At 37.0% G+C, this 13606-nt stretch carries 11 protein-coding genes; 2 read left to right on the plus strand and 9 right to left on the minus strand.

Annotated elements, in window-relative coordinates:
- Window positions 1–50 precede the first annotated feature (50 nt).
- From C1724_RS21560 to C1724_RS21600, 9 genes are all read right to left on the minus strand, one after another.
- Window positions 51–1208 carry an aminopeptidase P family N-terminal domain-containing protein gene (locus C1724_RS21560; protein WP_102348853.1) on the minus strand — a complete coding sequence of 386 codons (1158 nt, stop codon included), beginning with the start codon at window positions 1206–1208 and terminating at the stop codon, window positions 51–53.
- A gap of 18 nt (window positions 1209–1226) precedes the next feature.
- A complete protein-coding gene (locus tag C1724_RS21565; RefSeq protein ID WP_102348854.1) occupies window positions 1227–2000 on the minus strand; it encodes an ABC transporter permease in 774 nt (257 codons plus the stop codon).
- Window positions 1997–2827, minus strand: a complete 831-nt coding sequence (locus C1724_RS21570; RefSeq protein WP_102348855.1) for an ABC transporter permease — start codon at window positions 2825–2827, stop codon at window positions 1997–1999. Before C1724_RS21570 ends, C1724_RS21565 begins: the two co-directional genes overlap by 4 nt.
- Window positions 2828–2839: 12 nt before the next feature.
- Window positions 2840–3625 (minus strand): ABC transporter ATP-binding protein, encoded by a 786-nt coding sequence (locus C1724_RS21575; RefSeq protein WP_102348856.1) that lies wholly within the window; start codon window positions 3623–3625, stop codon window positions 2840–2842.
- 109 nt (window positions 3626–3734) lie between these two features.
- A complete protein-coding gene (locus tag C1724_RS21580; protein WP_142386583.1) occupies window positions 3735–4820 on the minus strand; it encodes an ABC transporter substrate-binding protein in 1086 nt (361 codons plus the stop codon).
- A 125-nt stretch (window positions 4821–4945) separates the two neighbouring features.
- Window positions 4946–5734: a nitroreductase family protein gene (locus tag C1724_RS21585; protein WP_102348858.1), complete on the minus strand. Its 789-nt coding sequence runs from the start codon at window positions 5732–5734 to the stop codon at window positions 4946–4948.
- 109 nt (window positions 5735–5843) lie between these two features.
- Complete coding sequence (locus C1724_RS21590) at window positions 5844–6989, minus strand: M24 family metallopeptidase (RefSeq protein WP_102348859.1); 1146 nt, start codon at window positions 6987–6989, stop codon at window positions 5844–5846.
- Between the two features lies 1 nt (window position 6990).
- Window positions 6991–8751, minus strand: a complete 1761-nt coding sequence (locus tag C1724_RS21595) for a hydantoinase B/oxoprolinase family protein (RefSeq protein ID WP_102348860.1) — start codon at window positions 8749–8751, stop codon at window positions 6991–6993.
- Window position 8752: 1 nt separating this feature from the next.
- Window positions 8753–10804: a hydantoinase/oxoprolinase family protein gene (locus tag C1724_RS21600; RefSeq protein ID WP_180994404.1), complete on the minus strand. Its 2052-nt coding sequence runs from the start codon at window positions 10802–10804 to the stop codon at window positions 8753–8755.
- 207 nt (window positions 10805–11011) lie between these two features.
- Between C1724_RS21600 and C1724_RS21605 the strand changes: the two genes are divergently transcribed.
- Entirely contained in the window at window positions 11012–11920 is a 909-nt protein-coding gene (locus C1724_RS21605) for a LysR family transcriptional regulator (RefSeq protein WP_102348862.1), read from the plus strand.
- A gap of 350 nt (window positions 11921–12270) precedes the next feature.
- Window positions 12271–13545: a sulfurtransferase TusA family protein gene (locus tag C1724_RS21610; protein WP_102348863.1), complete on the plus strand. Its 1275-nt coding sequence runs from the start codon at window positions 12271–12273 to the stop codon at window positions 13543–13545.
- Window positions 13546–13606 lie beyond the last annotated feature (61 nt).

Below are 13606 nucleotides of genomic sequence, written 5' to 3' on the forward strand. Positions count from 1 at the left end.
ACCTCGTTTCAATAAAAGCAATTTTTCGTTTATAAGATGTTAGCTCGAAACTAGTTTTTAAGCGATGACCAAAGGATTTCATTTCCATTTTTATTGATTGAGATAATAGAAGATAATAGGCAATGCTCCTCTTTCCCATTTGTCAAACAAGCATGTAAAGAATAAATATCTCCTTCTTGAATGACATCGTTTCCATAGTTTTCATGTAAAAGTGGTTTTTCTTTTAATGATAGTCCGATATTATATCCATAGCCTCCTAAAGAAACAGGATGTAGTTCATATGGAGCGATAGATTTAGTTGAATCCTTTATTATACTACTGATTGATGCCCCACTTACTAAAGACTTTTTCAAATTATTTAATAAAGTTATAGTTTGATCATAAATTTCGTTTGGTTGTTGAATCAATGTTACCATTCCTTCAACCCAATATCCTAAGTAGTCTATCGCTATATAGGCAATCATCGGATCATTTCTAACCTCACTAATTGTTTCTAAAGGCTGTAATGTTTTTCCATAGTCCAAGCTAAATAAAATTCTTACATCCTGCGCTCCATAGTTTCTAGCTACTTGCTCAGCTTCAACCATGGCAGTGACAACACTACCTTCCCTACGATGGACCTCCTTCATCGCCACAACAGAATGTTGCAGCAAACTGACAGCCTCGTTTATTACAGCTTTTTCTCTAGGTCGTTTTTGTCTTAATGTGGAATCTAAATGACTATCAATCTCTTCAAAGTTAACAAATTCACCTGCGCTTATTATGTCCTTATACACCTTATTAGTCATCAATTCATTACCACAAATACCTACTGTTGGTTTGGAGTTTTCTTGTGCATCGCTAGTAGCAATTTGTTCAAGGAATTCCCTAATTTCATTTTCCAAATTTTTGACTGCCCTTATATCCTCGATCCAGGTTAAAGTTTGAACATAAGGAATATCACGTATACCAGCTAGCTTAGCTAATAAACGAGGTTCGCCAATAGCTGGGATCAATAAAATTGCATAACTATGCTTAGGGATATAATTGGAAAAATAACAAACCTTTGCATAGTTTCTAACATCTGAATAAATAATAGCTCCTTTAAGATTTTTTTCTTGAAGATCATTTTGAATCTTCTGTAAACGGATTGTGAATTCATCTAATGGGAGCAGCTCTTTATCCCATGTTGAACATCCATGTAAAACGACTGGGTGCATGGTTTCCATATAATAATACCCTCCAATTTATTTTTGCCATTTTAATAAACGCGCTTCAACAATACGTAGCAACTGTGTAAGTATTAAACCAAAAACAACAACTACTATTAATGCTACGAAAAGGTTAGCTGTTTGCAGCTGTGCACCATAATAACTGATTCTAAAACCTAGTCCGGCATTCGAACAAAACATCTCTCCAACAACAACCCCGATTAATGCTCTCTCAACTCCAATTCTCCATCCTGTAATGATCATTGGCATTGCTGAAGGTAAAGCTACCTTCGTTAAAATTTGGAAATCGTTTGCTCCAAAAGAACGAGCAGCCCGTACTAAGATAGGATTCATACCTTTTACGCCGGAAAATGTATTTACTGTAATTGGAATAACAGCAAATAAAAACCCTAGAACAACGACAGTATTGAAACCTAAGCCAAACCAAATGATCAATAAAGGATAAAAAGCAATTAATGGCGTTGAGTAAAGAAACCATATAAACGGGTCAACCGCATATTCCACACGCTTAAACCAGCCCATAACTAAACCCAATACTAAACCGATAAGGGCGGCTCCAACAAAAGCAACTCCAAATTCAATGATCGTTACTTTCACATCGCCCCAAAGTTCTCCTTTAGCTGTAAGCTCCATACCAGCTGTAATAATTTGTGCTGGACTACTTAATAGAAGTGGATTAAACAGTTCTAAAATCGATGCAATTTGCCAAAGTAATAAAACAAATACTAAACCTGTAATACCCAATACTAATTGTTCACTTTTATGGTACATGAGTTTCAACGTGTTCATCGTCCTTGTTCCTCCTGTCTCCAAGGGGTTAGCTTATGTTCTAAGTATTGAAAAATACTTGTGCCCACAAAACCTAAACCCGCTACAATGATAATTAGGAAAAATAATTGATCTGTGCGCATCGCATTACCAGCTGCCTGGATGAGGTTACCTAATCCCGCCATGGAAACATACATTTCTCCGATAACAAATCCTAAAATACCACGCCCCCAACCTAAGCGGATCCCCGTCATCATTGCAGGTAAAGCTCCAGGCAATAATATCTTAGTAAACAATTGACTATTGGATGCCCCAAACGATCGTCCAGCACGTAGTAAAAGAGGATCGACTTGCCTAATCCCAGTAATGGTATTAATTAAAACAGGGAAAACTGCTCCAATAAAAACAATGAAAATTTTACTACCAATACCTACCCCAAACCATAGTACAAACAATGGTACTAACGCTACACGCGGTGTGGCATATAGGGCCATAACTAACGGGTCAAATAGTCCTCCAATAATACGATTCCAGCCCATTAAAATACCGATAATGAGACCCACAACAACCGCTAGCGCAAATCCTATAAATAACTCAGCCATTGAAATATAGAAATGTTCAAAAAATCCGCCACTTGTAATCATGGTATAACCAGTGGTGATAATACTAGTTGGTTTACTAATATATTTTGGATCAATGATTTGTAGTGTGCTAATTAGCTCCCATAGAATGAGAAAGATGAATACGGATGTAATGCCCCAACGTTGGCGTTGTGTAGTCCAGCTCATAATCCCCTGAAACATTGAGTTTTTAGGTCCAGAGTTTAATTCTATTGTTTTAACTTTCATATTCGACACCTCCTATTTCCAACCTGCTGCAGAAGTAACCTCATCCTCAAGAAGTTGCCATAAATGTCTGCGTAATCTTCCAAATTCCGCTGTCTCTTTTACCTCCAAGCCTCTAGGTCGAGGAATATTAACATCAATAATTTCCTTCACTCTTCCTGGACGTGCACTCATTACGACAATTTTGTCAGCCAAATAAATTGCCTCGTCAATTCCATGAGTCACAAAAAATACTGTTTTTCGATTCTCTTCCCATATTTTCAAAAGTTCGGATTGCATAATCTCGCGGGTCTGAGCATCAAGTGCACCAAAAGGCTCATCCATTAACAAAATATCAGGATTTACAGCTAGCGCTCGGGCAATACCAACTCGTTGGCGCATACCTCCTGATAACTGGTGCGGATAGCTTTGGGCAAAACTTTTTAATCCTACAAGCTTTAAAAAACGATCAGATATCTCTCGCAAAGTATTTTTCTTTTCACCTTGTAATTCCATCCCAAACCATGTGTTACTTTCATTTGTTCGCCAAGGCATCAGCGCAAACTCTTGGAAAACGAGTGCACGATCTTTTCCAGGTCCAGTTACCGGCTTACCATCTACTAAAATTTCTCCCTTATCCTGCTTTAAAAGTCCATCTATAGAAAGTAATAATGTGCTTTTCCCACAACCACTGGGCCCTACGATTGTTACAAATTCCCCACGTTCAACATCAACACTTACACCTGATAAAGCGACAAAATCCTTACCTGAGCTTGTATTTTTATAAACGATATCCACATCCCGTATACTTACATGAGCCATATTTTAACCTCCTATTAAAAAATATAATCATTCAAAGATCCCTACTATATAAAAGCTTGATATAAAGACAGCAAGCTCTATATCAAGCTTTGTTAACATTTCTACTTCCTTATTGATTTACCCATTCATCTTGTGAATCAATAAACGTTGTATCTAACCATTTGCTATCTTCCCAAGGGCTATCTACATCACCAGCTTCAACAGAGATTTCCCAGAATAGATCTAATCCTTCTTTTTCTACTCCACCTTTTTTATCAAAGCCAAGAGAAACATCCTCAACAGCAAGCTTTGCATACTTTTCTTCAAATTGTAATTTTTCCATTAGCACTTTTGCAGCACCATCCGGATTCTGTTCAATATACTCGTTAGCGCTTACAATCCCACGTAGAAAGGCTTTAATTGTTTCAGGGTTATTTTGAATAAACTCTTCTTTTCCATAAATAACATGGTTAGGCCATGTTGCACTTATATCTTCACGTTCACTTAATAGAAGATTCATGCCTTGATCAGCAGCCATAAATTTAAATGGAGTTGCTAGAATAGAAACATCCATTTGACCGGACTCCATAGCTGCAATACGTGCAGAGGAACCACCAGCCTGAAGTATTTGTACATCTTTATCTGGGTCTAGTCCTGCGTTTTTAACTGCATATCTTGTTAATTGGTCTGTTAAAGAACCATACGATGTTATACCAAAGATTTTCCCTTTTGCATCTTCCATAGATGATATCGATGGACTATACCATTCGAAATCTGATTGATTAAATCCACCCCAAAAAGCCTTAAATGGTTGATTTGAATTGATTGATTTTACTAATCCTGTTAGTGATGCTGCATTTATATCAACCGAATTACCTGCTAATGCCTGAACTACACCTGCATCACCTTTAAATGCATATACCTCTACTTCTAAACCTTCATCCTGGAAAAATCCCTCACTGCTAGCTACATAGATAGGTAAGAAAGTTGCTGTATCTAAGGGTAAACCTAGTTTGATGCTAGTTTTTTCTAACTGCTTTTCCCCTTCAGAATCTGCAGGACTCGACTCACTTTGTTGGCTAGTCTCCGTTGGTTTCGATTCATTATCAACCGATGTACTGTTATTTCCACAAGCTACTAGTGCTGCTAATAATACAAGTAAAACAATGCTTAACCACATATTCTTACCCTTTAACTTACTCCTATAATTTTCCACTTAGAGCACCTACCTTTTTAATAGTTAAAAAGAATAAAATATTACAACTAGCAAGGATGCAGGCTTAGAACATTTACAAATTTGTGTTATATTTGCATTACCCTGCTAGTTTCAATATTCTGATATTATTTATTTTTACCTTCACCATAGGACGTTCTATACTTTTCGATCGTTTTACCGCGAAGTCCTGCAAGATAATCTAAAATTTGTTCATTGCTCATGTATTTATTGTGATCATAACTATCATAATGAACCATATCTTCAAGATCACGTCTTACTCCTCGTTTTGGCTCAACTGCTGGATACCCAATCGGAATAATCAAGTAAATCGTATAAATGTCAGGGATATTTAAGATTCGCTTATACATATCCTGAATATGGACTGTAATCCATTGTGTACCTAAACCAAGTGATGCTGCAGTTAAATGCATAATTTGACAACAATTAGCTAATCCATCCGTCAGATGTGTTTGATCACGTCCAAAGGTATGTCCTGCCATTACAGTCCCCCATTGACGACGTCCGTCACCAATAACGACAATGATCTCTGGTGCCTCATGCCACTGGCTACGACTTTTAATATGTGCGAGTTGTTCATAAGGATCCGGGCTATAATCGGCTAAGTGGAAAGATGGATGTCTTAACTCAGGAATCCGTTGCTGCTCCATCCAATAGGCATAATCAATATTCACCTCTTTATACGCATCACAAATCGCCTTTTTCTTTTCAGGATCACGCACAATGATAAATTCCCATGGTTGAGAATTTGCTCCAGACATTGCCCATCTACCGGCTTCGACAACTTTTTCCGTAAGTCCCTGTGGAATTGGATCTGACTTCAAACGTCGAATACTACTTCTATTTTTTATTAAATCTAATAAAAATTCATAATCCTTATATTCCTTTACTGTCATACAAACACACTCCTTGTTTATTAAGGCTTTGTTAAACGCGGATGTTAACAATCAACATTAAGATTTAACACAGCCATTATTAAAGTAATTTCTAATGTTTTTCATCAAATTAACAACGAATAGAATCTAAGTTTGAAAGCCTTCTAGTCAGTGGTTCAGCACCCTTTGAAGTTATTAATACAGGTTCCCCGCATAATAAATACCCCGTTTCTGGAATGTACTGATTAGGATGGATAACAAAAAACATTCCTTCTTTTAATATAGTCTCATTGGTTATTGATACATCTCCTGGTAATAACGAGCTGAGACCTAAACTATGACCACGAACCCTCATATAAGGTGGCACACAATATTCTCCATAACCTGCGTCGATAATTGGTTCATTTATGGCTCTTACAACATCGGACATCTTATTACCAGGTTTAGCTACTTCAATCCCTTTTTTCATCGCATGAACTAGTAGATTGTACTTTTCGGTTAAGAGTTCAAGATTATTGTCGCCCAGAACCACACTTCGGCATATCTGGCTAAATTGTCCTTTAAAACTAGGTGAGATTTCAGCTAGGATAATATCTCCTTTTTCTAATCGACGTCGACCAGGCGGTCTAACGGCTTGATTGTGCTGGGATGCACTCATTAATAAAAAGTTATCATCAGCACCTAGAGATTTCATATAGCTAACGAGTTCTCCTGCTAATTGGTAATCATACATTCCTGGTTTTGCGATTTCTAAAACTTTTTCATAGCCACGTTCTGCTATCCAAGTAGCTTTTCTTGCATTTTCAATTTCCTCATCACTTTTTGTATCTGTTAAACTCTTGAAATCATCTGTTACTTCATTTATTTCATTAGAGAAATATGCAGAAATCCTTGAATAACTTTCAGGATTGATGCTGTCGATCCCAATGAAACCAGTAGTCGTAAATAATGCATTTTCTGTTGTTAAGAGATCTATAAATGTAGAAACTAGATGATCCGTTCCAACCACATTTGTTGTTTTGGAGGTTTCTTTAGCCCTTTCTACATCCCATGATGGTGAAACGATTAATGTTGATTCACCTTTTGCACTGACTATTAACATACATTCGCCGATGGACTTAAAACCACTCAATAAAAAAACTTGATTAGGCTCTAAGAATGAGTGCAAACCATTAAAATATACAAATAAATAGTCTAGTTGTTTCTCTTTCATTTTATTTATATAGTCATTCATTCGTGGCAAAAGCATTGAATCTATGACTTTTCTATCGATCATTTTACTCCATTCCTTTTTTCATATTTTGACGAAGATTTTCGGTTGCTTTTTCATCTACAGATAGATCAGTTGGATTCAATACAACACCGTAATCTGTTCTCGCTTTTTCCAGAGAAATATAGCCTTCTTTCACATCTAGTTGAACCTTTTCAACCTCTCTTTCTAGTGGAGACCCCCAGCCACCGCCCCCAGGAGTACGAACAATAACTTCTGTATCTTTAGGAACCGTATAGCGATAGACGTCCACACTATTCCAAGTGTCTTCATTAGGCAGTTTTAATAAATAATCAGAGTTTGCGCCTTCCTTTCCACCCCAAAGCCCCCATGGTGGACATTGGCGTCTTCGGCCTTGTGTCAGATTCCATTGAACTTCAACCAAATTTCTTACACGAACATCTAACCCAAGCCCGCCACGATTCTTACCAGCTCCACCTGAATCTGTTCTTAATACTCTTTCTTCTATTAAAACAGGAGCTTTTATTTCAATACTTTCGATCGGCGCATTCCGTACATCACCTTGACAAACAGAAACTGAAGCTGATTCACCATCTTCATGGGGTCTTCCTCCCCATCCGCCTCCTTCAATACTTTGTAATACAAACCTTTTATTCGTTCGAGGATCTTGACCGAAACATACAATCGTTCCTCCTAGATAGCCCATATGTGCCGCCGGGATCTTATCTGGTAATGCAGGTGCTAAAGCTTTTAATACGGTATCAATAACAGTAGGTAAAATAATACTCCATTTTGCCATCGGAGCAGGATATTTTGCCATCATGACATTTCCTTCTGGAATGACAACCTCTAATGCTCTAAATGATCCTTCATTTACTGGATCGAGTGGCGTGGTTATCGCCTTGAAGGCTACTACTGCCCCCGCCAATGATCTTGAATTTATGGCTCCCTTTCGTTGAGCCGAACATCCGGAAAAATCAATTGTCATATTATCATCACGTACTACCACCCGTGCGTGAATTCGTACTGGATCATTTGTTGTATAGCCATCATCATCAATCCATGATTCAGCCTCATATTCACCATTAGGAATTTGGGAAATTATTTTTCTGCATTTTTCTTCGGTTTTTGAAAAAATCGTTTCAATATAATATTGAACTTTCTCTGATCCATATTTTGTAAATAATTCTTCTATTCGTCGTTCTGCCAAAGCGCATGAAGCAATTTGTGCTCTCATATCTCCTAGGGATGATTCTGGATATCGGATATTATCCTTGATAATTTGTAATAGTGTTTGATTATATTTGCCTGCTTCAATTATCTTCAATTGATCAAGCTGTAAACCTTCCATCCACGGGTCCGTTATTTTTACGCCACCGCCAAATCCAGTGCTCAAGCCACCCACATCCATCCAATGAGCACGAACCATTGCAAAACAGAATAGTTCATCTTTATCAAAAATTGGTGTATAGATGACAATATTATTTAAGTGCTGACCAGCAACACCTTGGTGATTTGTGATTAATACATCACCTTTTTCAAAGCCATGTTCCCCGTACTTTTTCATGGCATCCTCAATAATAACGCCTAAATCAGCAACAAAATGTGATACGCCACCTAAGTTTTGTGAAATTAAGCGTCCTTTTTTATCTATTAAGGCACAGCAATAATCACGAACTTCATATACCATCATGTTATAAGATGCCCGCTGTAGATCTGCTGACATTTCATTTGATATAGCTGGCAGCGCATTTCTTATAACTTCCAATGTAACGGGATCTATAGTTTGTTCATAAACTTTACTCATTTTAAATACCTCCTATGCTAATAATTAGCTCTCCTGTTCCGCTAACCTCACATACATCTTGATCATAAATAACTGTTGTAGACGCGTATTCTTGAACTAATGCTGGTCCAGAAAAACGGAAACCAGCAGGTAAAGTATCACGGTAATAAACCGGACAATTCACTGGCGTTGTCATGTCATCAAAATAAACCGGACGATATTTTGGTTGTGGCTCTTGGACGCCTGTTTGTATTTCAGAAAACTTAGGTTTATTTCGTTTTCCTGTAACAGTTAAGCGGATATTAACAATTTCAACTTTTTCATCTGGTGCCTTATGCCCGAATCTTTTATCATGAATTTCATCAAACGAAGAACGAATGGTTTGAATGTCCGCTTGTTTAATGTCTGTCTCACTGACTGGTACAGCAAGGGTAAACTCTTGACCAACATAGCGAATATCTAAGAATGCTTGGAATTCCACTTCTTTTGTTGTAATTGATTCACTAGCTATAAGATCTTTAGCCTCTTGAATCATTTCATTATGGATTTGTAATAAATCTTCAAAGTTAACATTCTCTAATTCACTATAATGTGTTCGTACAAAATCATGTTTTTGATCCGTTAAAAGCATACCGATTGCGGAAAAATGGGCTGGGTAGCGTGGTATGATTACTTTCGGAATATGTAATTCTTTTGCAATGGCCACTGCACTTAAAGGACCAGCACCACCTGATGCCACTAATACGAAATCTCGCGGATCATTCCCTCTTTCTACTGAAACTTCACGAACTGCTAATGACATATTGGCAATAGCAATTTGAAAAATAGCATGTGCTGCACGTAAAGTGTCTAGGTCTAGAGGATCAGCAATTTTGGCTTTTAACCCTTTTTCTGCTGACTCTTTGTCAAGCGGCATGTCTCCACCTAGGAAATCCTCAGCACCTATGCGCCCTAAAACAACATTTGCATCTGTAAAGGTAGGCTCTGTTCCACCTTTGCCATAACTAATTGGAGCTGGATCAGATCCTGCACTTTGCGGCCCTACCTTCAAAGCTCCTACTTCATCAAGCCATGCAATACTACCACCGCCAGTTCCAACCTCAACGACATCTACAACCGGGATCATAACAGGCTGGCCACTTGCATACCCACCGATATAATACATTTCAGACATGATCGGCTGACTCTCCTGAATAAGACTTGCCTTCGCGGTTGTACCTCCCATGTCGAAAGCGATTACATTATTAAAACCGAGCGCTCTACCTACTTCAGCTGAAGCGATTATGCCTCCAACCGGGCCAGATTCCATCATATTTACAGGCTTGGCAGCAGCTGTTGTTGGTGACATAATCCCGCCATTTGATTGCATAATAGATAGATTTCCATTAAATCCAAATGTTCCTATTTTGTCTTCTAATCTATTAATATAATTGCTTACTTTAGGTCCTACATATGAGTTAAGAACGGTTGTTGATGTTCTTTCATATTCTCTATACTCTCGTAGGATTTCATGTGATAAAGATACATAGCACTCTGGTAATTGTTGTCTAATAATTTCTCCCACAATCTTTTCATGCTCTGGATTGGCATATGCATGAATAAAACAAACCGCCACTGACTCAATTTTTTGATTTCGGAGTTCATTGCAAAGTTCTTCAATTTCTTTTAGATCTAATGGTTCAAGCTCTGACCCATCCGCTAGCATTCTCCCTTTTACTTCATACGTTAATTCTCTTGAAACAAGCGGTTTCGGTCTATGAAAGAATAAATTATATGCCTCAGGACGATTTCCCCTACCTAAGCGATAAACATCCCTTGTCCCCCTTGTAGTAATTAGCGCTGTACGAGCACCCGTTTGTTCGATAACAGTATTAATCGCAATCGTTGTTCCATGTACAACGTTATCTGTCTTTTTAAGACTAACCCCGCTTTTTTGTGTACAATTTATAATTCCTTCTACTAAATCGTTATACGTTGTAGGTCTCTTTGCATGATATAACTCCCCAGAGTCTTGGTCGAATGCAATCAGATCTGTAAATGTTCCACCTATATCTACCCCTAAATAAATACTCATATAAATTCCTCCTAATTTCGATATAAAAAAGGTCACTTTGATAGTTACTAGAATAAATAATTCTGCATTCATTTGTTTTTATACTTTTTAGAATATTACGATATTTAAAAATATTTTATCTTAGGTATAATAGTATTAACAATATGTTTTATAGCTATATACCTATAAGCTATAGGCTATGGGTTATATGAGAGGAGAAAGTAAGACATGTTCGAATCAACTATTCATAGGCTTAGGATTTTTCAAACAGTTGTCGAGTCTGGTAGTTTCAGCGCTGCCTCAAGGAGACTGAATATTACACAACCATCCATTAGTGCACATATTCAGGCACTTGAACAGGAGTTAGGAAAATCACTCTTTATCCGAACACCAGGAAAGAAATCAAAACTTACTGAGACAGGAGAAATTTTGTATACATATGCTATCGATGTTATTTCGAAAACGGAACAGTTCATTAATAATATTCAAAAACTAAACAGTAAAGAAAAATCAGTATCCGTAGCAGCACAGCGTAATATTGCAAATCATTTATTGCCTAACCATCTAGCTTCCTTTTCTAGAACACATCCAGATTTCGAAATCATTATGTACAGTCAGACACAAGATACCGTGATCAACCATGTCCTAGAAGGGAAAGCGGATCTTGGATTAATCATGACTCTTGGATCCGTTGAAGGATTATATTCTGAAATATTAATTTATGAGGATTTAGAATTTGTTGTTGGGCCATCTCATGAATTAGCTACACAAGACAACATTGATCCTAAAATGCTTGAACAATATTCTTTTGTAGGAGCACTGAAAGCATCAAATCATGCTAGAATGATTGATTTAGCACTGCAGAAGATAGGGATCAATAACTATAGGATGGATTTACAAGTTCAAGATTCAAAATCGATGATTGAAATTGTTAAAAAAGGGGTTGGCATTGCAACTGTTCCTACTTTTGGTGTAGAACGAGAACTCGAAACAGGTGAGCTCATTAGTCTACCACTTAGCTGTGAAAAAACAGCTATTGAAATTCGTCTAATTTATAATCCTAGAATAAAAATGTCTGACGAAGCGAGACTATTTATGGTTTATTTGCGAGGGAAAATTAGTCATTCTATATATTAAATTTTTTAAAAAGCTGCTCTTTACTATACAAAGAGAAGCTTTTTTATTTTCATCAATAATAAGTAAGACCATAGATTGCTGCATTCCCCGCAAATATGTCATCACTTTTTTTATTTTAGCCCCTTAAATAAATCGTTTATAAAGCGGTAATTTTCAAATTTCTATTACTTAAATGAAAGTATATTGATTTATAGGTATAAAAAGCTACTTTAAATAATAGTATTTAAAGTTACTAAAATAGAAAAATAAAATTCTCAAAATCTTTTTGTAGAATTCAAAATATTTTTAGGTTAATATATAAGAAAATGTAATACTTTATATTATATTTTTTTATATAAGGGGGCGTATTAATGGATCATACCACCCATTTACTGGGTATTACACCAACTCAAGAGTTAGACTTAGGTGATATTCCGGTCGGCACTGAATTTTTTTTGTTATTAAAAAATGCATTAGATCGTTTAGCAAATGGCGAAGTGCTTGAGGTTAAGAGCATCTTTCCGCATGCAAAAGATGATTTAATCGGCTGGTGTCGCATCCGTGGCAATTCTTTTCTAAATGCCATGGACGCAGGTGACCATTATCGGTACTTGATTAGAAAAGGAAATAAAAATGAATTAGATCAACCTGATTGGGGTATTAAAATCCCAACTCGAAAAGGTTCATACTTAGATATTCGTGATTGGTTTGAAGGTAGAATTGGAAACTTGCTTGATGAAGCACCTTCCTACATTGGATTTGTGCCACGAGGAGCTGTCCAAGAACCCGGCGTTCCTGATTTTGGTTTTACCTTAAATCGAAAAGACGAGGTTTGGGCTGATAATTTACTAGATTTATATGAGCAAGCAAAGGAAAGTCAATGGAATGCCACAACTGATATCCAATGGGATCAACTTCCAGAGCTTCCTGAAGAATTAGAGTGGGCGGTATGCCAAATCATGACTTTTTTAGCGGAAAATGAATATTCAGCATTGTATATCCCCGCAAAGTCAATGGCAAAAATTAACCCCCACTATATTGAAGTCATGATGTATTTATCAACGCTTGTTAATGATGAAGCTAGACATATCGAAGCCTTCATGAAGCGTGCTGTTGCTAACGGAGGTGGGCTCCAATATTCATCAAGTTTGACTGAACGATCTTTACATAGCTTATTCATTCAAGAAGATTATTTTAAATCGTCGTTTTTACTTCATGTGCTTGGTGAGGGTACTTTCTTAGATTTATTAAATTATATTGAAGAATACGCACCGGACCCTGTCACAAAAAAGATTGTTAATTTAGCCAAAATTGATGAAGGTCGGCATGTATCATATGGTATAGGACATGTACGTCATATCTTAAAAAACAACCCACATATGGTGAAATTTTTAATAGAAGCGGCAGAAGAACGCAACCAATACCTAGAAGGTGCTGGTACGCAAGAAAATACTCATTTAATGGAAGCATTGGCCATTCTAGGCGGTGGCGGGCGATCTCCTAAGCAATTAAAAAAAGGGTTTGAATGTGTAAAAAAACTTAAGGATGTTATGTATGAGCATCGTATTCAAAGAATGCTGCAAATTGGCATTGACCTAGAAAGCGCTCAAAAAATTTCGACATCACATACACCTAATTTTATGTAAGTGTCCATTGTGATGCGTCCTTATATTATAGGGATAATTTTACTAGAATGGCATGGAAAGC

Source organism: Bacillus sp. Marseille-P3661, assembly GCF_900240995.1.
Classification (GTDB): Bacteria; Bacillota; Bacilli; order Bacillales; family Bacillaceae_J; genus OESV01.

Excerpts from the sequence above, each read along its gene's own strand:
- C1724_RS21560 (WP_102348853.1), bottom strand. The coding sequence starts at position 1,208 with ATGGAAACCATGCACCCAGTCGTTTTACATGGATGTTCAACATGGGAT.
- C1724_RS21565 (WP_102348854.1), bottom strand. The coding sequence starts at position 2,000 with ATGAACACGTTGAAACTCATGTACCATAAAAGTGAACAATTAGTATTG.
- C1724_RS21570 (WP_102348855.1), bottom strand. The coding sequence starts at position 2,827 with ATGAAAGTTAAAACAATAGAATTAAACTCTGGACCTAAAAACTCAATG.
- C1724_RS21575 (WP_102348856.1), bottom strand. The coding sequence starts at position 3,625 with ATGGCTCATGTAAGTATACGGGATGTGGATATCGTTTATAAAAATACA.
- C1724_RS21585 (WP_102348858.1), bottom strand. The coding sequence starts at position 5,734 with ATGACAGTAAAGGAATATAAGGATTATGAATTTTTATTAGATTTAATA.
- C1724_RS21590 (WP_102348859.1), bottom strand. The coding sequence starts at position 6,989 with ATGATCGATAGAAAAGTCATAGATTCAATGCTTTTGCCACGAATGAAT.
- C1724_RS21595 (WP_102348860.1), bottom strand. The coding sequence starts at position 8,751 with ATGAGTAAAGTTTATGAACAAACTATAGATCCCGTTACATTGGAAGTT.
- C1724_RS21600 (WP_180994404.1), bottom strand. The coding sequence starts at position 10,804 with ATGAGTATTTATTTAGGGGTAGATATAGGTGGAACATTTACAGATCTG.
- C1724_RS21605 (WP_102348862.1), top strand. The coding sequence starts at position 11,012 with ATGTTCGAATCAACTATTCATAGGCTTAGGATTTTTCAAACAGTTGTC.
- C1724_RS21610 (WP_102348863.1), top strand. The coding sequence starts at position 12,271 with ATGGATCATACCACCCATTTACTGGGTATTACACCAACTCAAGAGTTA.